The 23,303-nt window shown below is 38.2% G+C and carries 21 protein-coding genes; 13 read left to right on the forward strand and 8 right to left on the reverse strand.

Annotated features, from left to right (window positions below; genetic code table 11):
- Positions 1-41: 41 nt before the first annotated feature.
- The 5 genes from CRO15_RS04205 (at position 42) to CRO15_RS04225 (ending at position 4,551) form a co-directional block, all read left to right on the forward strand.
- Complete coding sequence (locus CRO15_RS04205) at positions 42-779, forward strand: TerB family tellurite resistance protein (RefSeq protein ID WP_097044511.1); 738 nt, start codon at positions 42-44, stop codon at positions 777-779.
- Between the two features lie 79 nt (positions 780-858).
- Positions 859-1,731 carry a carboxypeptidase-like regulatory domain-containing protein gene (locus tag CRO15_RS04210; RefSeq protein WP_097044512.1) on the forward strand — a complete coding sequence of 291 codons (873 nt, stop codon included), beginning with the start codon at positions 859-861 and terminating at the stop codon, positions 1,729-1,731.
- 61 nt (positions 1,732-1,792) lie between these two features.
- Positions 1,793-2,377 (forward strand): HupE/UreJ family protein, encoded by a 585-nt coding sequence (locus CRO15_RS04215; RefSeq protein WP_097044513.1) that lies wholly within the window; start codon positions 1,793-1,795, stop codon positions 2,375-2,377.
- Between the two features lie 85 nt (positions 2,378-2,462).
- Positions 2,463-2,900, forward strand: a complete 438-nt coding sequence (locus CRO15_RS04220; protein ID WP_097044514.1) for a deoxycytidylate deaminase — start codon at positions 2,463-2,465, stop codon at positions 2,898-2,900.
- A 16-nt stretch (positions 2,901-2,916) separates the two neighbouring features.
- A complete protein-coding gene (locus CRO15_RS04225) occupies positions 2,917-4,551 on the forward strand; it encodes a S41 family peptidase (RefSeq protein ID WP_097044515.1) in 1,635 nt (544 codons plus the stop codon).
- Here CRO15_RS04225 and CRO15_RS04230 read toward each other — a convergent pair.
- Together CRO15_RS04230 and CRO15_RS04235 are read right to left on the reverse strand one after the other, a co-directional pair.
- Positions 4,548-4,751: a hypothetical protein gene (locus tag CRO15_RS04230; RefSeq protein ID WP_097044516.1), complete on the reverse strand. Its 204-nt coding sequence runs from the start codon at positions 4,749-4,751 to the stop codon at positions 4,548-4,550. The genes CRO15_RS04225 and CRO15_RS04230 overlap by 4 nt on opposite strands.
- 18 nt (positions 4,752-4,769) lie before the next feature.
- A complete protein-coding gene (locus CRO15_RS04235) occupies positions 4,770-5,348 on the reverse strand; it encodes a MarC family protein (protein WP_097044517.1) in 579 nt (192 codons plus the stop codon).
- A gap of 121 nt (positions 5,349-5,469) precedes the next feature.
- Between CRO15_RS04235 and CRO15_RS04240 the strand changes: the two genes are divergently transcribed.
- Positions 5,470-6,042 carry a DUF3109 family protein gene (locus CRO15_RS04240; protein ID WP_097044841.1) on the forward strand — a complete coding sequence of 191 codons (573 nt, stop codon included), beginning with the start codon at positions 5,470-5,472 and terminating at the stop codon, positions 6,040-6,042.
- Here CRO15_RS04240 and CRO15_RS04245 read toward each other — a convergent pair.
- Positions 6,032-7,933 (reverse strand): tetratricopeptide repeat-containing sensor histidine kinase, encoded by a 1,902-nt coding sequence (locus CRO15_RS04245; RefSeq protein ID WP_243396895.1) that lies wholly within the window; start codon positions 7,931-7,933, stop codon positions 6,032-6,034. The two genes, CRO15_RS04240 and CRO15_RS04245, sit on opposite strands and share 11 nt — an antisense overlap.
- A gap of 81 nt (positions 7,934-8,014) precedes the next feature.
- Positions 8,015-8,749, reverse strand: coding sequence for a LytR/AlgR family response regulator transcription factor (locus tag CRO15_RS04250; RefSeq protein ID WP_097044519.1), 735 nt, complete (start codon positions 8,747-8,749; stop codon positions 8,015-8,017).
- A 923-nt stretch (positions 8,750-9,672) separates the two neighbouring features.
- On the opposite strand from CRO15_RS04250, the gene CRO15_RS04255 reads away from it, so the two are divergent.
- Both CRO15_RS04255 and CRO15_RS04260 read left to right on the forward strand, forming a co-directional pair.
- On the forward strand, positions 9,673-10,659 hold the full coding sequence (locus CRO15_RS04255) for a ribonucleotide-diphosphate reductase subunit beta (RefSeq protein WP_097044520.1): 987 nt from the start codon (positions 9,673-9,675) through the stop codon (positions 10,657-10,659).
- A 132-nt stretch (positions 10,660-10,791) separates the two neighbouring features.
- On the forward strand, positions 10,792-13,269 hold the full coding sequence (locus CRO15_RS04260) for a ribonucleoside-diphosphate reductase subunit alpha (protein WP_097044521.1): 2,478 nt from the start codon (positions 10,792-10,794) through the stop codon (positions 13,267-13,269).
- Between the two features lie 167 nt (positions 13,270-13,436).
- Here CRO15_RS04260 and CRO15_RS04265 read toward each other — a convergent pair whose 3' ends face one another.
- Both CRO15_RS04265 and CRO15_RS04270 read right to left on the reverse strand, forming a co-directional pair.
- A complete protein-coding gene (locus CRO15_RS04265; RefSeq protein WP_097044522.1) occupies positions 13,437-14,087 on the reverse strand; it encodes a gluconate 2-dehydrogenase subunit 3 family protein in 651 nt (216 codons plus the stop codon).
- Positions 14,087-15,805, reverse strand: a complete 1,719-nt coding sequence (locus CRO15_RS04270) for a GMC oxidoreductase (RefSeq protein WP_097044523.1) — start codon at positions 15,803-15,805, stop codon at positions 14,087-14,089. The genes CRO15_RS04265 and CRO15_RS04270 overlap by 1 nt, the downstream gene beginning before the upstream one ends.
- Before the next feature lie 136 nt (positions 15,806-15,941).
- Between CRO15_RS04270 and CRO15_RS04275 the strand changes: the two genes are divergently transcribed.
- Genes CRO15_RS04275 through CRO15_RS04295 form a run of 5 tightly spaced genes read left to right on the forward strand, consistent with a single transcriptional unit; the run spans position 15,942 to position 21,055 of the window.
- Positions 15,942-16,940 (forward strand): sugar phosphate isomerase/epimerase family protein, encoded by a 999-nt coding sequence (locus CRO15_RS04275; protein WP_097044524.1) that lies wholly within the window; start codon positions 15,942-15,944, stop codon positions 16,938-16,940.
- Between the two features lie 12 nt (positions 16,941-16,952).
- Positions 16,953-17,396 (forward strand): DinB family protein, encoded by a 444-nt coding sequence (locus CRO15_RS04280; protein ID WP_097044525.1) that lies wholly within the window; start codon positions 16,953-16,955, stop codon positions 17,394-17,396.
- A gap of 12 nt (positions 17,397-17,408) precedes the next feature.
- Positions 17,409-18,635 (forward strand): nucleoside permease, encoded by a 1,227-nt coding sequence (locus tag CRO15_RS04285; RefSeq protein ID WP_097044526.1) that lies wholly within the window; start codon positions 17,409-17,411, stop codon positions 18,633-18,635.
- A 24-nt stretch (positions 18,636-18,659) separates the two neighbouring features.
- Entirely contained in the window at positions 18,660-19,892 is a 1,233-nt protein-coding gene (locus CRO15_RS04290) for an MFS transporter (protein WP_097044527.1), read from the forward strand.
- 26 nt (positions 19,893-19,918) lie between these two features.
- Positions 19,919-21,055 (forward strand): Gfo/Idh/MocA family protein, encoded by a 1,137-nt coding sequence (locus tag CRO15_RS04295; RefSeq protein WP_097044528.1) that lies wholly within the window; start codon positions 19,919-19,921, stop codon positions 21,053-21,055.
- A 45-nt stretch (positions 21,056-21,100) separates the two neighbouring features.
- Here the strand turns inward: CRO15_RS04295 and CRO15_RS04300 are convergent, their stop codons facing one another.
- Positions 21,101-21,565: an ASCH domain-containing protein gene (locus tag CRO15_RS04300; RefSeq protein ID WP_097044529.1), complete on the reverse strand. Its 465-nt coding sequence runs from the start codon at positions 21,563-21,565 to the stop codon at positions 21,101-21,103.
- 9 nt (positions 21,566-21,574) lie between these two features.
- Complete coding sequence (locus tag CRO15_RS04305) at positions 21,575-23,278, reverse strand: GMC oxidoreductase (RefSeq protein ID WP_097044530.1); 1,704 nt, start codon at positions 23,276-23,278, stop codon at positions 21,575-21,577.
- Between the last annotated feature and the right edge of the window lie 25 nt (positions 23,279-23,303).

Genomic DNA, 23,303 nt, shown 5'->3' on the forward strand with positions numbered 1-23,303 from the left:
ATTGGGCAAAACCCTATATTTGGGCTCTAATATTTTTTAGGATGATTAAATGGGTAGCCGCTTTTTTGGGCTATTTTATATTTCGTTTTCCGGGAGCTGTCCTGGGATTCATTGTAGGAAGTCTTTTTGATAATATGGGAGGCTCCAATGGAGGTGGCAGAAATGTTTTTCAGGATTTAACACGGCAGAGTGTTTCTCCGGCCGATTTTGAGCTGAATTTACTTTCATTGTGTTCCATTGTTATTAAGGCAGATGGGCAAGTAAGCCAGCGGGAGTTGGATTATGTAAGGCAGTATTTTTTGAGCACTTATGGAAAGGAAAAGGCCAATGCCATTTTCAGGACTTTTAACGATGTCATCAAGAAAAGGGAGGTCTCAGCGCAACGAATCTGTTCTTATTTGGTGCAACGAACACGTTACGAAGTAAGATTACAGCTTTTACATTTTTTGTTTGGCATTGCGCAGGCCGATGGACAAGTCAGCAAAGCTGAAGTGATCAAATTAAGAGAATTGGCAGGGTATCTTAGGGTTGGTCAACATGATTTTGAAAGTATTATGGCGATGTTCATCAAATCTGCTGATAATGCTTATAAGATTTTGGAGATTGAAAAGACAGTTTCTGATGATGAGGTAAAGAAAGCGTACAGAACCATGGCTAAGAAATATCACCCCGATCGTGTGGTAACGGAAAATGAGGCCATTAAAAAAGGTGCAGAGGAGAAATTTAAGGAAGTGCAGAAGGCTTACGAGATCATTCAGAAGGAACGGGGGATTAGTTAAAAGCAGTAATTCTTAATTAACATTTTGTTGTTAGGCCGACATATCTACACAATTACTTTTGTCGGCAGAATAGCCATCAATGACAAATATTACCCTAAGTCTTTTTTTACTTATTTCTTGCCAAGTGCTTTCACAAGAAACTATATCAGGTAAAATAATTGATTCTGAAAGCGGATTAGTTTTGTCCTATGTAAACATTGGTATAGCCGATAAAGGAATTGGAACCATTTCAGACATTCATGGAAATTTTACCTTAAAATTGAATGAAAAAGTGGTATTAACCGATGCCATTGTTTTTTCACATATAGGATATGACACTCGTTTCATTCCGGTTTCAGTATTAATGAATTCAAAAGGGACAATTAAACTTGATTCTTTGGAAACCCGGTTGGAAGAAGTTGTTGTAAAATATAAAAAGCCAAAAGCTAAGAAATTGGGGCGCAGCGGTAAGGGTTTAGGGACAATGCATAAAAATTTCTATTCTTATTATGAAGAAAGTGTAGATGATAGGTTGAGCAAGGAAATGGGTGTGAAATTTTCTATCAGAAAAAATTGTAGGGTAGACGCACTTAATTTCAACATTACCTCAAATCAGTTTAAATCTTTAAAGTTTAGGGTCAATTTTTATAACTTGAAGAATGGACTGCCTGATAACTTGCTTAATACCAGAGATATTGTTTTCGAAATCAAAAACGGCCAGTTGGGTTGGTTTAAAGTAGATTTAAGCTCCTTTGATGTTTACTTGGAGAAAGAAATAGAGGAAGTGGCGGTTACTATCCAGTGGTTGGAGAGCAAGAAGATGAATGATAAGAGCAAATATTTTGGCATTTCAACAAAACTGGCAACCTCAAAAAGATTTTTCTATAGGGAGAAAGCTATGGATAAATGGTTCAATGGGAAATCAAAACCCAGTTTTTATTTGGATGCTGAATGTACCAGTGCTATGAATTAAAAATGAATCTTTAAATTGCAATTTCATCATTAACCATCAACAAAAAACTAACAGCTAAAAAATGCAAGATTTTATTTTTTACATTAAACTGGGACTAAACCATGTACTGGATTTTGGTGCTTATGACCATATCCTATTTTTATCCGCTTTGGCCATTCCGTTTACCTTTGCCAATTGGAAAAGAGTGGTGGTTTTGGCCACAATTTTTACTGTTGCCCATTGTACTTCCCTGGCACTTTCGGCATTTGATGTTTTAACTGTGAATGTAGGGTTGATTGAATTTCTTATTCCGGTTACTATTCTATTGACAGCCCTGTTCAACTTTGTATATGTAAAAAAGGAAATCAAAAATGTTGGAATGACGCTCCATGTTTTGGCCACCACTTTTTTTGGATTGATCCACGGTTTTGGGTTTTCCAATTACTTTAAAATGCTTATGGCAGAAGAGGAAGATAAAGTGGTTCCTTTATTGGGCTTCGCCACGGGAATAGAACTTTCTCAAGTGGCCATTATCCTTGTTATTTTAGGAGTGGCTTTTTTGGTTTTGGATGTGTTCAAGGTCAAAAGAGCAATTTTTATTGCGCTTGCATCAATTTTGGTCATTTGTATTACAATACCCTTGCTCATTGCTACGTTTCCCAACTAGGGCCTTTGTTAAATTTAGCCGAATAAGGTTGTAGGGGTCTGTTAAAGCAGGTATATTTATTTCATTATCGGAGATTTCTGACTGAATGAAGGAGCGTAAACAAGAAAAATACGACAAAGCCTATTTAAGAATGGCCAAGGAATGGGGCAAACTGTCCTATTGCCAAAGAAAACAAGTAGGGGCTATTATCGTAAAGGACAGAATGATCATATCTGATGGATATAATGGCACACCTACTGGATTTGAGAATATCTGTGAAGATGAAGAAGGATATACTAAGTGGTATGTGCTGCATGCTGAAGCCAATGCTATTTTAAAAGTGGCATCCTCTACCCAATCATGTGAAGGCGCTACACTATATATTACATTATCCCCATGCAGAGAATGTAGTAAACTCATTCATCAATCTGGCATAAAACGTGTAGTGTACCAAAAGGCATACAAGGATGATTCTGGATTAAAATTTTTGGAACGTGCTGGAGTAACCACCCATCATTTGCCTATTCTGGAAGAAATGGTTTAACCCCACCATTTAAATTATGAAAAAGAAATACAGTTATATATTACCTACCTTATTGGCTCTTGCCGTGGCCATTGGCATTTTTATTGGAGGAAAACTCCATTTTGATGATACCCCTGAAAAATTATTCTCCACCAATTCCAAAAAAGACAAGCTAAACAGGCTCATAGATTATATTGACTATGAATATGTAGATGAAATAAACACGGATAGCATTGTTGATGTTACCGTGAACAACATTTTAGGTAAGTTAGACCCACACTCCGTTTATATCCCTAAAAGTGAGATGGAAGAAGTCTCTGAAAACATGAAAGGTGATTTTGTAGGTATTGGGGTTAGTTTTTATATGTATAAAGATACCATTACCGTTATCAGGACCATAAAAAATGGCCCTAGTTATATAAGTGGAATCAAACCTGGAGACCGAATATTGATTGCCGATAAAGACACTCTTTTTGGAAAAAGAGCCGCAAACAATGTGGTGGTTTCTAGGCTAAAAGGAAAAATAGGAACTAAAGTTGACCTTAAGGTCTTTAGAAAATCTGAAAATAAGATGCTGGACATTACGGTTACCCGCGACCGGATACCTATTAAAAGCGTTGATGCCTATTACATGTTGTCAAAAGACATGGGGTACATTAAGATCAACCGTTTTGCAGAATCTACTTTTGGAGAATTTAAAGATGCACTCAAAAAACTGAAGATCAGAGGTGCTCAAAAACTGGTGCTGGATCTAAGGGATAACCCCGGGGGCTATCTTGGGATAGCTGAGAAACTTGCTGATGAATTTTTGGAAGACGACAAACTCATTCTATACACCAAAAACAAAAAGGGAAGAATTAAAAAAGCCTTTGCCACCAAGAAAGGTGATTTTGAGGACAAACCGGTCTATGTTTTAATCAATGAACGTTCAGCTTCGGCCAGTGAAATTATTGCAGGGGCATTGCAGGATAATGATATTGGCACCATTGTGGGTAGACGTTCTTTTGGAAAAGGATTGGTGCAGCGTGAAATGGATTTGGGGGATGGGTCGGCTGTACGCCTTACGGTCTCAAGATACTATACGCCAACAGGTCGTTCAATTCAGAGGTCATATAAAAAGGGTCATAGAGATTACTATCAAACGTTTATGGAACGCTATAGAAATGGGGAACTAATTTCCGTTGATAGTATAAAGGTGGCCGATTCCTTAAAATTTAGGACTCCAAAAGGCAAGATAGTATATGGTGGCGGAGGAATTATTCCAGATGTTTTTGTGCCTATTGGTAGCAACCAGGAAGAAGCCATTGAAAGTATGGAGGATACTTATGAATTCTTTTCAAGATTTATATTTGAACATTTAGAGAAGGATCGTAAACGTTATTCGGATTATACCAGAAATCGTTTCTTAGACGAATTCAAGGTAGATGACATTCTTTTTGATGAATTCATTCAATTTGTGCTCAACAGAAAAATCAAACTTGATTTTTATGCTTATGAAGAGAAAATAAAAGATTACTTGAAGGCAAATATCGCAGAGCAATTATTTTCTCCCAATCTTTCGGCTCAAATCAAGGGCGAGCACGATTCCATGCTAAAAAAAATAAAGCAACTTGATGAAGGGGCCACCATTTTTGGAAAACCTGATAATGGAATTGTAAAATCAGAAGATTAATCTTCTTTTAGTTTTTTATCAATCTTTTTTGATGCCATAAAAATAAGAAGCAACACAATGGCGCATAAAGAAGCAACTATGCCTATTAGGGCAATGGTGCTATCTCCCTGAAAAGGATTTTCAAAATCCACTAAGGTTACATTATAGACAATGAGTCCCATGGCCAAAAGAATCAGAATAATGATAAATGTCTTGTTCATAAAAAGAAAAAATACACGTTAGTGTGCCAACATCTGATTAATATTAGTGGCAAAAAGCTTCACTGCAATGGCTAATAGGATTACCCCAAAAACTTTTCGGATGACACTGAGTCCGTTCTTGCCCAAAACCCGTTCTATTTTTGCACTGGATTTTAGAACAAGGTATACAAAGATAATGTTTACTACTATGGCCACTACAATGTTTTCCACATGATATTCGGCACGGAGTGCCAAAATAGAAGTTAGGGTACCCGCACCTGCAATAAGTGGAAAGGCAATGGGGACTATGGAGGCACTTTCTGGTTCATCATCTTTAAAAAGTGTAATGCCCAACACCATTTCCAGAGCTAGAAAAAATATTACAAAAGCCCCCGCTACGGCAAAGGAATTTACGTCAATACCAATAAGCCCGAGAATGCTTTCCCCAACAAAAAGAAAAGCGGTCATAATGCAAGCTGCAACAATGGAAGCTTTTTCCGATTGAATATGGCCGACCTTATTCCTTAACGATATGATAATTGGGATGCTCCCCAGAATATCGATTACAGCAAAAAGAACCATGCTTGCGGTCACTATTTCTTTAAAACTGAAATTCATAGCCTTATTAGTTAATTTGCAAATCTACGTGTAAAAAAGGCTTTTGGATGATATAAAATGGTATTGAAAATGTCATTTTTTTGGTTTTGAAGTACCTTTGCCAAAAAAAGTAAGGATTCCCATGTTCCAAATAGGAAAGACAATAATTTCTGAGGAGATTATTGATAATGATTTTGTATGCAATTTAAACGCTTGTAAAGGAGCCTGTTGCGTTGATGGGGAGTATGGTGCCCCCCTTGATGAAGATGAAACTGAAATATTGGTCAATATCTTCAGTGATGTGAAGCCTTATCTAAGGCCTGAAGGTGTGGAGGCTATTATGGAGCAGGGTGCTTTTGTAAAAGGAGAAGATGGTGAATGGGAAACTCCTTTAGTGAACAAAAGTGAATGTGCGTACGTGATTTATTCTGATACTGGAATTGCAAAGTGCGGATTGGAAGAAGCATACAACGACGGTGCAACTCAATGGAAAAAGCCGGTTTCTTGTCATTTATACCCGGTTAGAACGCGAGAATATTCAGAATTTACAGCTGTTAACTATCATAAATGGGAGATTTGTGATACTGCTTGTAGTTTGGGAAAAGAATTAAAAATACCTATCTATAAATTTGTAAAGGAGGCCTTGATCAGGAAATTTGGCAAAGCTTGGTACGCAGAATTAGAGCAAGTTGCTCTTGAGAATTCTAAACTATAGGAATGTCCAGAATTACTTTGGTGCCTTTAGGTGCCCCGTTGTCATCGAAAAGGTCTACAATGTCTACTTCAAAATTGTTCTGATAATCTTTTGAAAAATTGGCCAGGCGTTCTTTGGTAATACGTATGCCCACCGATTTTCTTTTTAAAACCCTATTTTGTTTATTGGCCTGGGCCACACCCCTGCCTACACCATTGTCAATAATTTCTATGGATATATGATTTTTCTTTTTTCTTTTTACGTTAAGATGAATCATTTTCTTTCCTTCTTTTGGGGAAAGACCATGCCACAGCGAGTTTTCTAGGAATGGTTGTAAGGCCAATGAAGGAACTTTTATGTTGTCCGAACAAACATCATCATCTACCGTAATTTTAAAATCTATTTCATTGGAAAAGCGAATATTCTCAATATTCATATAAAGTTCTACGGTTTCCAGTTCTTCTGCCAAGGTAATTTCCTTTAAAGAGGATGCTTCCAATATTTTCCTTACCAACTTGGAAAATTTATTAAGGTAATGAACCGCATTTTTTTGTTCGTTGTTAATGATATAAAGCTTAATGGAGTTCAGAGAGTTGAACAAAAAGTGCGGGTTCATCTGACTGCGAAGCATGTTTTGTTCTAAGGATAACACTCTTTTTTCATTTTTACTTTGGTATTGTCTGTATAGAATGTAAAGGATAGAGGAAATTAACCCAACAATCAATGCGCTTACCAATAGAGTGGTCTGGTTTTTTCGAAGCCTTAGCCGCACAATTTCATTTTCCTTGGCAAGTACTGATATTTGATTGTTCTTTTTATCTGCTTCATATCCTACAATAACATCATTCATATACCTGAAATTTGTTGCGCTGGATATTTCTTCATCCAATTCATCAGCCTTTTTGTAGTACTCGTAAGCCGCTTTGTAATTTCCACGGGACTGTTCAAAATAAGAGAGTTTACGGTAGGAGTATAGAATGTTGCTTGGAATGTTATGGGTTTGGGACATTTCCAATCCTTCCATAATATACTTTTGAGCTTTTTTATAATTGCGAAGTTCAGCATATGCCCATCCTGTGTTAACAAAAACCAGGGGTGTTATATAAAAGTCTCCAATAGATTTGGATTGCTCATGTAACGGCTCCAAAAGCACCAACGCGGCATAGGGCATATCTTGCTTGAGATAAACCTGAGCTAGGCTGTTTTTGCATATAATTTGGCCATAAGTGGAGTTGATCTCTTCATTATAGAACAAGGATTTTCTATAATTTTCCAAAGCCCCTTCAAGATCTCCTTTATGCTCAAGGCAGTCTCCAATGTTTTGATGGTTAATGGCCAGGCCTAAATTGTTCTCCAACTCTTCTTCTAGTTTAAGAGCTCTTTTAAACTGCATAATGGCCAGATCATACTGCTCCAAAGTTTGATATAGGTTTCCGATACAGTTTAAGGAAACATTAATGCTTCTTTTAATATGGTGTGACGGATTTTCAACCTGTTCGGCTATTTCCAGAGCTTCTTGATTATACTTAAGGGCTGTTTTTATAGCATCTGTACGTCGGTAGACCACCCCAAGCATATTCAGGCTCAATACTTTCAGCTCGGTATTGTTGGCTTCTTCGGATAGTATTAATGCCTCTTGATGGAGGTCTGCAGCTTTTTTGTATTTTGAAAAGTTCCTATATATTGTTCCGATTTGATCAAGGGCATAAGCCGCTCCTTCTGGGTATTTTTCTTTTTTGCACAAATTGGCAAAATAGCGTAGTAGGGTAGTATCCCTTTTCTCAGCTTTTAGTTCTGTATCTAAAGTGAGATAGGTTCGGGGTTTTGTTTTTACAAGTTTTTCTGCCTTTTCTTTAAATGCTTCTGGAATTTCTTGTGCAAATACTATTGGAGAAAACAAGAAAAGAAACAAACATAGGAAGATGGCCTTTTGTCTAGGGAATATAGTTTCGGGCTTTTTAAATTTTAAGTTGAACACAGGTATCTTGGGAAGTTACAGCATATCCAGAAAATCGGATTTTTTTTGCCGGGAAACGGGAATTTTATGGTTGGATTCCAAAACCACATACCCATCTGTTTTGAGAAATTCTTTTATTTTATTGAGATTGATGATATATGAATTGTGAATTCTGAAAAAGCTATTGTCTGGTAACAATGTGTTTACTTCCTTTAACTTTTTCGTGAGCAAAATTTTCTGACCATCACTTAAAAATATAGTGCTGTAATTTCCATCAGACTCTGCGTAGAGAATATCATCACTGTTCAAGAAAAGTAATTTGCCATCAGTATTGATGGTTATTTTTTTGCTATGTGAATCGGCATTGAAGTTCAACAGGATTTTTTCCAGTTTGTCAACTGTCAAATTCTTGGTGTTGTACTTTTTTATCTTGGCAATGGTAACCTGAAGGTCGTCAGTGTCAATAGGCTTTAGTAGATAATCAATAGCTTCATTTTTCAGGGCTTTTAACGCGTACTGATTATAAGCGGTGGTTATAACAACAGGGAAGTCCTTGTTTTTTAGGCTTTTGATAAACTGAAAACCATCCATTGCTGGCATTTCAATATCAAGAAACAGGCAATCTGGAGTATTGCGTTCCAAATACTCCAAAGCTTCATGTGCATCGGTAAAAGACGCTACTATATCTACCTCATCACTCAGATTGGTCAATTCCCAACTCAAGCTTTGTAGGGCCTTTACCTCATCATCTACAATAACTGCTTCTAACATCCTATAAATTAAACAAAATCAAATTTAGGATTATTCTTTTTAAGGTTATTAAAATTATGTGCTAATGGACATTTTATACGTATAGTTGGTAAAAAATGGTCGGCTACAAGATTTTTGTATAATTTTTCTTAAAAATGCAATCACTTTTTTCTAGCAAAAACTGAAATGATAGAAGAGTATGTAAACCATCTATACACAAATGGTTACCGTTTATACAAACCAAACTAGGGTCTTGGTCTTTGTTTTATACTTTGGTAATGTCAAAAATTAGGAGATATCCTATTAAATAGTACTGTAATGAGGAAGTGTGTTGTATTATTCTTGATTTTGGTATTTGCCTTGATTTTTGCCGCTGTATTGGAGAGTAGAGAGTTGGAGATGGAGTCGGATTGGGATAAAGTTGCTCTTACAGATTAAGTATTGCATCGTAAAAGTTCTTATATATATTGCCAAAAAAACGTACGGCCGTAGCAACCAACCTCTTGATTTTAGAAACTGCTTGCAAAATAAAATCTTTAGTTGAACTTTAGTTTTGAATTCGATTTTGGGTTTCGGGGGAACTACCTAAAATTAGAATGCATTACTGGGTAAGACTGGGAGTGGCCGTACAGTTTGGTAATACGATTCATAAAAATTGCTCTACTTCCAATTTTCATAAACAAAAAAAGACCAAAAAGTATATGTTCTCATACTTTTTGGTCTTTTTTATTGCACGGTCATTTCTTTAAAAAGTTTTCATTTTCAATATTTATAACCAGCCCAAGTAATATGGGTTGCCAGCCTAGATTTCAACAAATTGTGTTAAAAACTTTGCGCCCGATTTCATAAAAGCACCTTTATAATCTGATTACATTTTTGAATCTTTGTTAGCCCTATCCACAGGGAAATTTTCTTCCGAAGTATAAATTTTTTAACGAGAAACTATGTCAGCAGCTAACGAGCCCATATTACAAGAAAACAAAGATAGATTTGTGATTTTTCCCATTCAACACCATGATCTTTGGGATTGGTACAAAAAACAAGAGGCTTGTATTTGGACCGCGGAAGAAATTGACCTTCACCAGGATTTAACGGACTGGAACGATAAGCTTAATGACGATGAACGCTATTTCATAAAGCATATTTTGGCATTTTTTGCAGCTTCAGATGGGATAGTGAACGAGAATTTGGCGGAAAATTTTGTAAATGAGGTTCAATATTCGGAAGCTAAATTTTTCTATGGATTCCAGATAATGATGGAAAACATCCATTCAGAAACTTATTCTTTACTCATAGATACCTATGTAAAAGATGAAAAGGAAAAAGGAATTCTTTTTAAGGCCATAGAAAATTTCTCGGCAATTAAAAAGAAAGCAGATTGGGCCCTTAAATGGATTGAGTCTCCAAGTTTTGCAGAAAGACTTATAGCTTTTGCAGCTGTTGAGGGAATTTTCTTTTCAGGAGCATTCTGCTCTATTTTCTGGTTGAAGAAAAGAGGGCTAATGCCTGGATTGACTTTCTCTAATGAGCTAATTTCTAGAGATGAAGGAATGCATTGTGATTTTGCTGTGCATTTGCACAACAATCACTTAATAAACAAAGTTTCCAAAGAACGTATCACCGCAATTATTGTGGATGCTTTGAACATAGAAAGGGAGTTTATAACAGAATCACTACCTGTGAGTTTAATAGGAATGAACTCTAAATTGATGACCCAATACCTTGAGTTTGTAACGGACAGACTATTGGTTGAACTGCAATGTGAAAAAGTGTACAATGCCACAAATCCATTCGACTTTATGGATATGATTTCATTACAAGGAAAGACCAATTTCTTTGAAAAACGCGTGTCTGAGTATCAAAAAGCGGGTGTTTTAAACAAAGAAAATGACACTGATTCGCAAAAAATCAGTTTTGATGCAGATTTTTAATTAATCAACCTTACAGAAAATCCTCTTGCCCCAGGGGTTTTCATGACCTTAACCTTGAGCATTGAATTATCCAATGCTAATTTGTAGGATGCTATAACCAACAAACGTATCATTTAAAAATATTCGTAGCGCATGTATGTATTAAAAAGAGATGGAAGAAAAGAGCCGATGATGTTCGACAAGATCACGGCCAGAGTTAGAAAACTTTGTTATGGGCTTAATAGCCTGGTGGATCCTGTAAAAGTTGCCATGAGGGTAATAGAAGGATTGTATGATGGGGTAACAACTTCAGAGCTGGATAATCTAGCTGCTGAAATTGCAGCGACCATGACCACCACGCACCCGGATTACGCAAAGTTGGCGGCTCGCATCTCGGTTTCCAACCTACATAAAAACACAAAAAAATCCTTCTCTGAAACTATGAAGGATCTATACGAATATGTAAACCCAAGAACCGGCAAAAAAGCGCCTTTACTCTCAGATGAAGTGTTCAAGGTCGTTGAGGAAAATGCAGAGAAACTGGATTCTACCATTATATATAACCGAGATTTTGGCTACGATTATTTCGGCTTTAAAACATTGGAACGCTCCTACCTCCTTAAACTAAATGGGAAAATTGCAGAACGCCCTCAGCATATGTTAATGCGCGTTGCTGTTGGAATTCATTTGAATGATTTGGATGCGGCGATAGAGACATACGAATTGATGTCCAAAAAATACTTCACCCACGCAACACCAACACTTTTCAATTCAGGTACTCCAAAACCACAAATGTCTTCTTGCTTTCTTTTGGCAATGAAGGATGATAGTATTGATGGTATTTATGATACCTTGAAGCAAACCGCTAAAATTTCCCAGTCAGCCGGTGGAATAGGTTTGTCTATTCACAATGTTAGGGCCACGGGATCATATATTGCAGGGACCAACGGAACATCAAACGGAATTGTACCTATGCTTAGGGTCTTTAACGACACTGCACGTTATGTAGATCAAGGTGGAGGGAAAAGAAAAGGAAGTTTTGCCATTTATGTAGAACCTTGGCATGCCGACATTTTCGATTTCTTGGATTTAAAAAAGAACCATGGAAAAGAGGAGATGCGCGCACGTGACTTATTCTACGCTATGTGGATTCCAGATTTGTTCATGAAAAGAGTAGAGGCGGATGCCGAGTGGACATTAATGTGTCCAAACGAATGTCCTGATTTGTTCAATACCCACAGTGAGGAGTTTGAAGCACTCTATACTAAATATGAATCAGAAGGGAAAGGCAGAAAAACCATTCGGGCCAGAGAACTTTGGGAAAAAATATTGGAGTCTCAGATTGAAACGGGAACTCCTTATATGCTATACAAAGATGCGGCGAACAGAAAGAGTAACCAGAAGAATCTGGGGACTATTCGTTCCTCAAACCTTTGTACCGAAATAATGGAATATACCTCTCCAGATGAGGTAGCCGTATGTAACTTGGCTTCTATTGCACTTCCAATGTTTGTGAAGAATGGTGCTTTTGATCATAAAGAACTGTTCAGAGTGACCAAACGTGTGACCAAGAACTTGAATAGGGTTATAGATCGTAACTATTATCCAGTCAAGGAGGCTGAAAATTCAAACATGAGGCATAGACCAATAGGTTTGGGTGTACAAGGTTTAGCTGATACCTTTATTATGCTTCGATTGCCATTTACCAGTGATGAAGCAAAACAATTGAATCAGGAAATTTTTGAAACACTTTATTTTGCTGCTGTTACCGCTTCAATGGAAGCATCTAAGGAAGAAGGAGTTTATTCCACTTATGAAGGGTCTCCTATTTCCGAAGGAAAGTTCCAGCATAACCTTTGGGGAATAAAAGATGAGGAATTATCTGGCAGATGGGATTGGACCAAGCTTAGAAAAGATGTCAAGAAGCACGGAGTTCGTAACTCGCTTTTAGTTGCTCCTATGCCAACTGCTTCTACTTCACAGATTCTAGGAAACAACGAATGTTTTGAACCTTATACCTCCAACATTTATACTAGAAGGGTGCTTTCAGGTGAGTTTATTGTAGTGAACAAACACCTTTTGGAAGACTTGGTCAAATTGGGTCTATGGAATGAAAATTTAAAGCAAGAACTGATGAGAGCCAATGGATCGGTACAAGATATTGATGTTGTCCCAGATGATATCAAAGAACTGTACAAGACCGTTTGGGAATTGAGCATGAAAGATGTTATAGACATGAGTAGACATCGGGGCTATTTCATTGATCAAAGCCAGTCCTTGAATTTGTTTATGGAAAATGCAAACTATTCCAAGTTGACATCAATGCACTTTTATGCATGGAAGAGCGGACTTAAAACAGGAATGTACTATTTAAGAACCAAAGCTGCGGTGGATGCCATCAAATTTACTCTTGACAACACTAAAAAGAAAGAAGTTCCTGTAAGTGTGGCTGCTGAAGCCGAAGTTGTGGCTGCAACGCCTAATACGGTGGAAGACTTAAAAGTTGAGGCCACTCCAGTGACCCAGCAAGAAGTTGATATACAGCCCATGACAGCTGAAGAGATGAAAGAAATGATTGCACGCGCCAAAGAAGGCCAAGCTGACGATGACTGCTTGATGTGTGGATCATAGTTTTACTGAACTTATCAGTATGTGATAGTGTTTATTAAATAGATACCTCGGAAAAGTTCACCCCACCAGGAACAGCTTCCGAGGTATTTTGTTTGAATTAAAAATTTGGAAACAAAAAAGCCCTTTTATAAGGGCTTTTTTATATCAATTAAAAAAGTTGTTTTTTATTATAAAGACCAGGCTTTACCTTGGGTCAAGGTTTCTACATCACCACAACCAATATATTCACCGGGAACGGGCAAATAGGCCAAAACGTTCTCTCCCACATATTCAGAAGTCTTATAAGACCAGATAGAAAAATCTCGTAATGAATTTGCAAAACTAAAACATGCAATCTCATCATCTAGAACTGCCTCGCCATTTTCCTCCACTCCTTTAAAATAAGCCTCTACAGCTTCTGAATGAGCTTCTTCAACATCATCTGTTCTCTTTTTGAGATATGTGGCCAAAACAGGCTCTAAATCCTCTTCATCCAAGTCTGCAAGCATCTCTTTTTGTGAAGTGGCCAAAATTTTGTCCGTAAACTTGCCCATACACATTTTCATAAAACTCTGGTTTTCCACCGGAAGTGCCTCTTGGGCATATTTGTCAATAAACATATGAACATTAACCTCTGTGGCCGAAGGCGTGTCGGTTTTTGGAAGCAAAACATCTACAAGAGTATGGATAATGGTTCCTTGGTCTTTGGTAAAGAACTCGGGAGTCCAATCCAACACTTTTTTGCTATTACAACTTTGTATTATTCCTAAAAGGGTAGGGGCAGCAACGGTATACCCAAAGGCAAGCCCCATATTTTTTAAAGCAACTCTTCTTTCCATTATATGTTTCCTTTTTTAAGTTCTTGTGCTGCATGATTGGCAGCTCTAGCCGTAAAGGCCATATAGGTCAATGATGGGTTAACGCAACTGGCCGATGTCATAAAAGCACCATCGGTTACATAAACGTTTTTACAAGTGTGTACTTGATTGTATCCATTCAATACGGAAGTTTTAGGGTCCCTGCCCATTCTTGCCGTACCCATTTCGTGGATTCCAAGTCCAAGTGCGCCTGGGTTGTCAAATGGTTTCACATCGCGCAAACCAGCTTTTTCAAGCATTTCCACTGCTTGATTTTTCATGTCTTCACGCATGTTCCATTCGTTCTCTTTAAACTCAGCATCAAAGGTAACCGTGGGCAAACCCCATTCATCCAGCTTGTCATAATCCATGGTCATTCTGTTATCTTCATAAGGCAATACTTCTCCAAAACCACCCATTCCAAATGTCCATCCGCCAGGTTTAAGAATAGCATCTTTAAGTTCTTTTCCATGGGATATTTCTGCGATGGTATCTTCCCAATTTCCTCTTCCTGCACCTCCTTGGTATCCGTAACCACGAATAAACTTGTCAGAATTGGAACTTCCGCCTAAATTTCTAAAACGTGGAAGATAAATTCCGTTAGGTTTACGTCCTTTATAGTATTTGTCTTCAAAACCGTCAAATTTACCGGAAGCACCAACGCCAAGATGGTGGTCCATAATGTTTCTTCCAAGTTGATCGGAATCATTCCCAAGGCCATTCGGAAATCTATCAGATTTGGATTGCATCAATATAGATGTTGAAGCAATGGCCGAAGCACAAAGGAAAATTACCTTTGCCTTGAATACATACTCTTCTTTGGTTTCACGATCTATAACCTTAACCCCAGAAGCTTTTTTGGTATCCGGGTCATAGATTACCTCATGAACAATTGAATCTGGCCTTAAGGTCATATTGCCAGTTCTTTCTGCTGCTGGCAATGTTGAAGAAACACTGCTAAAGTAAGCTCCAAAAGGACAGCCCCTTATACAACGATTTCTATACTGACATCTAGTTCTGCCATCACCTTCAAATTTTTTATCACTGTTTATGTGAGCAACCCTACCGGCAGTAATTACCCTACCATCAAAATGTTCCGACACCTTGTCCCTAACATGTTGTTCAACACAATTAAGTTCCATCATGGGCTCAAACTGCCCATCTGGAAGTTGTGGAAGGCCAAGCTTCTCCCCAGTTACTCCTATATATGATTCAACCTTGTCATACCAAGGTGAAATATCTTTATAACGAACAGGCCAATCAACCGCAGTCCCATCCTTTTTATTTGCCTCAAAATCAAGATCGCTCCAGCGATAACTATGCCGCCCCCACATTATAGATCTACCCCCAACATGGTAACCTCTCATCCAATCAAAGCGTTTGGTTTCGTTATACGGATGTTTTAAATCATTTACGAACCAATGTTTGGAAGCCGTTTTTGTGGTATATCCAGTTCTATTTTGTTTTTCTTGTTTGGTTAGATCTTCACGGGTAGGCTGTCCATTATTTGGAAAATCCCAAGTGTCTAAATTTGCTGTTGGATAGTCCTCACGATGCTTTACCATTCTACCACGCTCAAGGACTAGGGTCTTAAGTCCATTTTCGCATAGTTCTTTTGCAGCCCAACCACCGCTAATGCCCGTTCCTACTACTATGGCATCATATGATTCCTGCTCTTCGTTGTAATAAAATTTGCTCATTTAATAGGATTGTTTATTTCATAAATGTATTAATTATTAAATTAATTTTCTACATTTAATCCTTATGTTTACTGAGAATTCACTACTATAACGTTGTAGTTTTTCAATTCTATTTAAGATTTAACAACTAATCCTTATGAAAAGAAGAAATTTTATTCAAAACAGTGTACAATTGGGAATGGCTCTCACATTATTATTCGGCACCTATGCATGTAAGCAACAAAACAAAAAACAAGAATCTGCCGTGGCGGAAATATCAGAAGAAGTAATCGAAGAAACCGAACCCCAATTTAAACTTTCCTTGGCGCAATGGTCCATGCACAGAATGGTAAGAGAAGATGGGTTAGATCCGTACAAATTTGCGGAAAAAGCAAAAGCATGGGGGTTTGCAGGTCTTGAATATGTAAGTGGATTATATTATCCAGAATTGGAAAAGGACAATTTTTCTGAGGAGGCCATGAAAGCATTTGTGGATAAGAGTAATGCTGAGGCTGAGAAACATGGTATGGAGAATGTGTTGATCATGATTGATGGGCAAGGTGATCTGGCTACTCCAGATGCCACGGAACGAAAAAAAGCGGTGGAAAATCATTATAAATGGGTAGATGCAGCTGCGGCAATGGGATGCCATACAATTAGAGTAAATTTAAATGGATCGAACGATGCGGAAGAATGGACAGGTGCTTCAATAGATGGTCTAACACAATTAGCAACTTACGCCAAACCAAAAAACATCAATATTACAGTTGAAAACCATGGTGGATTTTCTTCAAACGGGGTTATGCTGGCGAATGTAATGAAAGAAGTGAATATGGACAATTGCGGAACACTCCCCGATTTTGGAAATTTCTGCATGAAATGGGCAGAATGGCCAGAATGTGACGATTGGTATGATCGTTATAAAGGGATGGAAGAGCTAATGCCGTATGCCAAGGCAGTAAGCGCAAAATCACATGATTTTGATGCAGATGGAAATGAAATCCATTCTGATTATGCCAAAATGATGAAGATTGTGAAAGACGCGGGTTATAAGGGGTATGTAGGAGTAGAATACGAAGGAACAGAAATGGGCGAAGAAGAAGGGATTATTGCTACCCGTGATCTATTGATTAAGTTGTTTGAAGCATCTGAATAAAAATTTTGGTCAATGAAAGGATTTTTGCACCAACTTTTTGATTATAATTTTTACTGCAATAAAAAGCTAATTGAACAATGCACTACAATGGAAGAAGTTCCCGAAAAGTGTATACAGTTATTTAGCCATATTTTGAATGCACACCATATATGGAACCATAGAATTACAGGTAAACCATATGAATATGAGGTGTGGCAGGAACATGCAATTGAAAATTGGGGCGACATTCATTATGAGAACCAACGCAGCTCATTTGAGATAATAACCAATGCCGATGATTTTACTAAAAGAGTGGACTATGAAAATAGTCAAGGGCGGACATTTGCCAATGAACTTAAGGATATTCTTTTTCATATAGTAAACCATTCAACACACCATAGAGGACAAATACTGATGGACTATAGAGTAAATGGGATTGAACCTGAACCTTTAGATTATATATTTTACAAAAGATAAATCCAACTATTTATGAGTCCAAAAGTAAAGTTCCAGCTGTCGCTGATGATGTTTTTAGAATTCTTTATTTGGGGAGGCTGGTTTGTGACTCTTGGAATTTATTTACCTAACACCCTTAAGGCAAGCGGAGGGGAAATTGCATTGGCTTATTCTACCCAATCCTGGGGAGCTATTATAGCACCTTTTATAATAGGGTTGATCGCTGATCGTTTTTTTAACGCAGAACGTATTTTGGCTGTTTTACATTTAGCAGGGGCCTTTTTGATGTATCAAATGGCCAATGCCACTGATTTCAGTATTTTCTATCCATATGTGTTGGGCTATATGATTATTTACATGCCAACATTGGCGCTGGTAAACTCTGTTTCGTTCAACCAAATGACAGATCCAGCCAAAGAGTTTTCGTTGGTTAGGGTTTTTGGGACCATTGGGTGGATCATTGCTGGGCTTACCATTAGCTTTATTGGATGGGATAGCGAAGCTGGCGTTCAAGAAGGGCTTTTAAGAAATACTTTTTTAATGGTGGCTGTGGCTTCATTGGTTTTAGGGCTGTTCAGTTTTACCCTCCCTAAAACTCCTCCGCAAATAGCAAAAGGGGAAAAAACAACCTTATCTGATATTTTGGGATTAGAAGCTTTGAAATTATTAAAGGACCGTAACTTTCTTATTTTCTTTTTGGCTTCAGTGCTTATTTGCATTCCTTTGGCATTTTATTATCAGCATGCAGGTCAGTTTTTGGGTGAAATAGGAGTTTCTAATCCTGCAGGGAAAATGACTATTGGTCAAGCTTCTGAAGTACTCTTCATGTTGCTGCTCCCATATTTTTTCAAAAAATTCGGATTTAAAAAGACCATCTTGGCGGGAATGCTGGCATGGACTCTTCGTTATTTGTTGTTCGCCTATGGCGATGCTGGTGAAATGGCATTTATGTTATTGATTGGAATCGCCTTGCATGGTATCTGTTACGACTTTTTCTTTGTGTCGGGCCAGATATATACCGACTCAAAAGCGGGAGAGAAGTACAAAAGTGCGGCTCAGGGCCTAATTACCCTTGCAACATATGGAGTGGGGATGTTGATAGGTTTTTGGATCGCAGGCAAGATTACAGATATATATTTAATTTCAGAGAACACACATGACTGGGGAAGTGTTTGGATTATTCCTGCAATTTTTGCCTTAGTGGTATTTCTGTTATTCGCTCTGTTCTTTAAAAAAGAGAAAGTGGAATATAAATCTTAAACCAACCAAATTATAATATATCAAATGGAAAATGTAAACAAGAAGCAGCTATTTATTGCAGCATGTATAGCATTAATCGTAACTGCTATGACTTTTGCGATCAGGGCTGGAATATTAGCAGACTTAGGAGTTCAATTCAATCTAACCGATACGCAATTAGGATGGGTTAACAGTATGGCATTCTGGGGTTTTCCGTTAGCTACTATTTTTGGTGGACTTCTATATAATAAATTGGGAGCAAGAAAGCTGATGATATTAGCTTTTGTATCTCATTTAATAGGTTTGGTAATGACCATATTTGCCGGTGGATTTGTTACACTTTTGGTGTCCTCTTTTTTAATTGGCTTTGCCAATGGTTCAGTAGAAGCCGCGTGTAATCCATTGATAGCAGATATGTACACGAACAATAGAACCACAATGCTGAATAAGTTTCATGTTTGGTTTCCAGGAGGAATTGTTATTGGGGCATTAGTCTCAAAATTTATGACCGATTTTGGCTTAGGGTGGCAATTGCAAATTGCAATTATGTTAATACCAACACTTATTTACGGGTATCTGTTCTTCAAACAAGAATTCCCAGAAAGTCAACATATTGAGACGGACACTTCAGTAAATATCAAATCTTTGATTAATCCTTTGTTCATATTTATTGCACTATGTATGACATTGTCCGCAACTTCTGAACTTGGAGTTCAACAATGGGTAGAAAAAATATTGGGAGGCTCAGGAGTTCAGCCAATGCTCATTTTGGCTATGGTAACAGGTATAATGGCGCTTGGAAGATATTTTGCAGGTCCGTTGGTGCATAAACTAAACCCAATAGGTGTCCTTCTAATGTCTTCTATCGTAACTACAATTGCAATTTATTCGCTAAGCGTTATGGATGGCCCTATGATTTATGTTTCCGCTGTGCTGTTTGCATTGGGAGTATGTTATTTTTGGCCTACTACTATTGGTTTTGTGTCAGAATATTTGCCAAAAACAGGAGCTTTGGGTATGTCTTTGGTTGGTGGTGCAGGAATGTTCGCAACTGGAATATGGCAACCCGTAATAGGCTCTTGGTTAGATAAAGGTAGAGAGGCCGCCATAGCCTCTGGAGCCACAGCTGATGTTGCTGAAATTGTTGCTGGTAAAGCAACATTGAGTTATATGGTATTTTTTCCGTTGGCTTTGGTTGTTTTGTACGGAATCTTGTTTTTTATGCGCAAAAAATTAGAAGAACGTCGTATTCCTCAAATTCAAGGTGCTGATTCATAAAATTATTACAATAAATTATCTTAAAAATGCCAAAAAAAATTAGACTTGGAATTATTGGAGGTGGAGGAGATTCCCTCATTGGAGTGTTGCACAGGGTAGCATCCTTTATCAATGACAATTATGAAATAGTTGGGGCAGTATTCAATCCTGATTACGAACAGAATTTGGCATTCGCCAAAGAGATTGATGTTCCAACTGACAGAATTTATAAGGATTTTGACACCTTGGTGGAGGAAGAGTTAAAACTTCCTGAGGATGAACGTATTCAGGTCTGCTCTGTTTTAACACCAAACTTTTTGCACTTTCCCATGGCTAAAAAGCTACTGGAAAATGGGTTTCATGTTATTTGTGAAAAGCCCATGACCATGAATTATGAGGAGGCCAAAACTCTGCAGGAAGTATATGAAAGATCTGGAAGAGTATTTGCGCTTACCCATACCTATACAGGCTATCCCATGGTACGTCAAATGCGGGAAATGATTAAAGATGGGGCATTGGGGAAAATCCATAAAGTGGATGCCCGATATTATCAAGGTTGGATCAATACCGTTATCCATGATAAAGAAAAACGCTCTACGGTTTGGCGGTTAGACCCAAAAAAAGCTGGGATAAGCTCTTGTATTGGAGATATCGGAGTCCATGCATCCAACTTGATTGAGTATACAACCGGTTTAAAAATTAAGTCAGTATTGTGTGACTTTAACTATCTCTATGATGATAATCAGATGGATGTGGATGGGACAGTCCTGATTAGAATGGACAAGCATGTAAAAGGTGTTGTTAGGGCAAGCCAGGTGGCCACGGGTGAAGAAAATGGATTGGCTATTGCCATTTATGGTGAAAAAGGAGCTTTTAGATGGGAACAAGAAAAACCCAACTTTTTATATAAAATGAGCGATACCGAGCCTCTTCAAGTATATAAACCGGGTCATGCCTATAATTCCGAACTTTCTTTGAAAGCATCGAAGATACCTGCGGGCCATCCAGAGGGTATTTTTGACTCCATGGCCAATATCTATCTTGGAGCGGCAAGAGCTATACGTGGTGAGGCATACAATGATGGCGAATTTCCAACCATGAAAGATGGAGTAAGGGGAATGAACTTTATAGAAAGCACAGTTGCTTCCCATAAACAAGGGAATGTTTGGGTAAATCTAGACTAGTCTCTTTTTGCAACTAAGAAATGAATGGCCGTCTATGTACGGCCATTATCTTTGGAATATCTTTTCAAATTCTTCAAAAACCACAATCATACTTTCCTTCGGAGCTTTGTTAAAGTCAGAAAGTTCACGCGTGTAATAATCCCAGTGCGTTTTTTGCCAGTATTCTAGACTTTTGTCCCCCTCACCCTCCAAACGGGCATGCTCGGAACGGATGGCAAAGTAAGGAACTAATTTTACCGAAGTAGTTCTAATAATGCACTTTGCCTTTCCAGACCAATCGGTGACCACGGCAAAATCGCCAATTCTTGGCATAACATCTTTGCGTAACTGAATGCCTAACAAAGAATGCGATGTAGCTCGCTTTATGTCTTTGCACACCAAGTTGGCGCAAGTGTCAGCATCTTTTTCATTATCGCAAAAGTGAATCACTTTAGGTGCGTCTTCAGAAGCGAATTCCAGATGGGCATCTAAAAAATCACCCCATAAATTTCGGGCAGAAGCGTTTTCCATAGTAGGTATTTAAGAAAATTTATGTTGTTTAAATTGTTTAACGGCATGATTAGCAGCTCGCGCCGTAAATGCCATATAGGTCAATGAAGGATTAACACAGCTGGCCGAGGTCATGAAAGCACCATCAGTAACATAAACGTTGGGCACTCCATGCACTTGATTATGCTTGTTGAGCACAGACGTTTTTGGATTATGGCCCATTCGGGCACCTCCCATTTCATGTATGCCCAAGCCAGGACCGGTTTCCCGATCATATGGTTTCACATCCTTGAATCCAGCTGCTTTCAACATGGCAACGGCCTCTTCTTTTATGACTTCGCGCATGTTTTGTTCATTTTCCTTGAATTCCACATCAAAATCTAATTGTGGCAGTCCCCATTGATCCTTTTTATCCTTGCTCAAGGTAACACGGTTATCATGGTATGGTAACATCTCCCCAAAACCTGTCATTCCTATTTCCCAACCTCCTGGTTTTAGAATAGCTTCTTTAAGAGCTTTTCCATAACCCATTTCGGCCACCATTTCTGACCAATGCGTTCTATTGGCACCTCCTTGATATCCAAATCCGCGTAAGAATCCATTTCGTTTTGTTTTTTCATCAAGATTAACAAAGCGAGGAATATAAAACCCATTGGGTCTTCTTCCTTTATAATATTTGTCCAAATGCCCCTCTACTTTTGCTGATGCACCTAATTGATAGTGGTGGTCCATAAGATTACGACCTACTTCATCATAATTGTTTCCCAAACCATTGGGGAATGCTTTGGATTTGGATTGCAGTAAGATTCCCACGGATGCCATGGCCGAAGCACAGAGGAATACTATCCTGGATTTGAATTCTATTTTTTCATTGGTCTCAGCATCAATGATTTTTACACCAGTTGCTTTTTTTTGATCATCATCATAGATAACTTCGTAAACAATGGAGTTTGGGCGTAAGGTCAAATTGCCGGTTCGTTCTGCAGCAGGCAAAGTTGAAGAGTTGCTGCTAAAATAACCTCCAAAGGGGCAACCTCTCCAGCATCGATTTCTATATTGACAAGGCCCACGACCTGTAAAATCCGTTGTGTCTTTGGTAATATGTGCAGCTCTGCCTATTGTCAAAAGTCTTCCGTCCTGAAACTCTGTCTTCATAGATTGCTGAAACTCCTTTTCCACGCAATTCAAATCCATGGGAGGCAGGAATTGACCATCGGGCAACTGTTTTAAGCCCAAATTTTCACCACTTACCCCAATATATGACTCCACTTTATCATACCAAGGTGCTATATCTCTATATCGAACAGGCCAGTCTACTGCAATCCCTTCTTTTTTATTGGCCTCAAAATCAATATCGCTCCAGCGATAACTTTGTCTACCCCAAGTAAGGGACCTGCCACCAACCTGATAGCCTCGTATCCAATCAAAACGTTTGGTTTCCTGGTAAGGATGTTCCAAGTCATTCACAAAAAAATGTTTGACATCTTCCCTCGGTGCCCAACCCACTCTAAGCTGCTTATGATATTTTTCTTTGTCGGAACGTGATAATTCACCTTTTAAGGGATAATCCCAAGAATCGTCATTCATGGTTTTGTAATCCTGAACATGATTCACCATCGGGCCACGCTCCAGTACCAGGGTTTTCAATCCGTTTTCACATAACTCCTTAGCAGCCCAACCACCGGTTATACCCGTTCCTACAACAATGGCATCATAAACAACATTTTCATTCATTATTGTGCTGTATTAATTGTTAGCT

The organism is Flagellimonas pacifica (assembly GCF_900215465.1).
GTDB classification, from domain to species: Bacteria; Bacteroidota; Bacteroidia; order Flavobacteriales; family Flavobacteriaceae; genus Flagellimonas; species Flagellimonas pacifica.

Excerpts from the sequence above, each read along its gene's own strand:
- CRO15_RS04205 (WP_097044511.1), top strand. The coding sequence starts at position 42 with ATGATTAAATGGGTAGCCGCTTTTTTGGGCTATTTTATATTTCGTTTT.
- CRO15_RS04210 (WP_097044512.1), top strand. The coding sequence starts at position 859 with ATGACAAATATTACCCTAAGTCTTTTTTTACTTATTTCTTGCCAAGTG.
- CRO15_RS04215 (WP_097044513.1), top strand. The coding sequence starts at position 1,793 with ATGCAAGATTTTATTTTTTACATTAAACTGGGACTAAACCATGTACTG.
- CRO15_RS04220 (WP_097044514.1), top strand. The coding sequence starts at position 2,463 with ATGAAGGAGCGTAAACAAGAAAAATACGACAAAGCCTATTTAAGAATG.
- CRO15_RS04225 (WP_097044515.1), top strand. The coding sequence starts at position 2,917 with ATGAAAAAGAAATACAGTTATATATTACCTACCTTATTGGCTCTTGCC.
- CRO15_RS04230 (WP_097044516.1), bottom strand. The coding sequence starts at position 4,751 with ATGAACAAGACATTTATCATTATTCTGATTCTTTTGGCCATGGGACTC.
- CRO15_RS04235 (WP_097044517.1), bottom strand. The coding sequence starts at position 5,348 with ATGAATTTCAGTTTTAAAGAAATAGTGACCGCAAGCATGGTTCTTTTT.
- CRO15_RS04240 (WP_097044841.1), top strand. The coding sequence starts at position 5,470 with ATGTTCCAAATAGGAAAGACAATAATTTCTGAGGAGATTATTGATAAT.
- CRO15_RS04250 (WP_097044519.1), bottom strand. The coding sequence starts at position 8,749 with ATGTTAGAAGCAGTTATTGTAGATGATGAGGTAAAGGCCCTACAAAGC.
- CRO15_RS04255 (WP_097044520.1), top strand. The coding sequence starts at position 9,673 with ATGTCAGCAGCTAACGAGCCCATATTACAAGAAAACAAAGATAGATTT.
- CRO15_RS04260 (WP_097044521.1), top strand. The coding sequence starts at position 10,792 with ATGTATGTATTAAAAAGAGATGGAAGAAAAGAGCCGATGATGTTCGAC.
- CRO15_RS04265 (WP_097044522.1), bottom strand. The coding sequence starts at position 14,087 with ATGGAAAGAAGAGTTGCTTTAAAAAATATGGGGCTTGCCTTTGGGTAT.
- CRO15_RS04270 (WP_097044523.1), bottom strand. The coding sequence starts at position 15,805 with ATGAGCAAATTTTATTACAACGAAGAGCAGGAATCATATGATGCCATA.
- CRO15_RS04275 (WP_097044524.1), top strand. The coding sequence starts at position 15,942 with ATGAAAAGAAGAAATTTTATTCAAAACAGTGTACAATTGGGAATGGCT.
- CRO15_RS04280 (WP_097044525.1), top strand. The coding sequence starts at position 16,953 with ATGAAAGGATTTTTGCACCAACTTTTTGATTATAATTTTTACTGCAAT.
- CRO15_RS04285 (WP_097044526.1), top strand. The coding sequence starts at position 17,409 with ATGAGTCCAAAAGTAAAGTTCCAGCTGTCGCTGATGATGTTTTTAGAA.
- CRO15_RS04290 (WP_097044527.1), top strand. The coding sequence starts at position 18,660 with ATGGAAAATGTAAACAAGAAGCAGCTATTTATTGCAGCATGTATAGCA.
- CRO15_RS04295 (WP_097044528.1), top strand. The coding sequence starts at position 19,919 with ATGCCAAAAAAAATTAGACTTGGAATTATTGGAGGTGGAGGAGATTCC.
- CRO15_RS04300 (WP_097044529.1), bottom strand. The coding sequence starts at position 21,565 with ATGGAAAACGCTTCTGCCCGAAATTTATGGGGTGATTTTTTAGATGCC.
- CRO15_RS04305 (WP_097044530.1), bottom strand. The coding sequence starts at position 23,278 with ATGAATGAAAATGTTGTTTATGATGCCATTGTTGTAGGAACGGGTATA.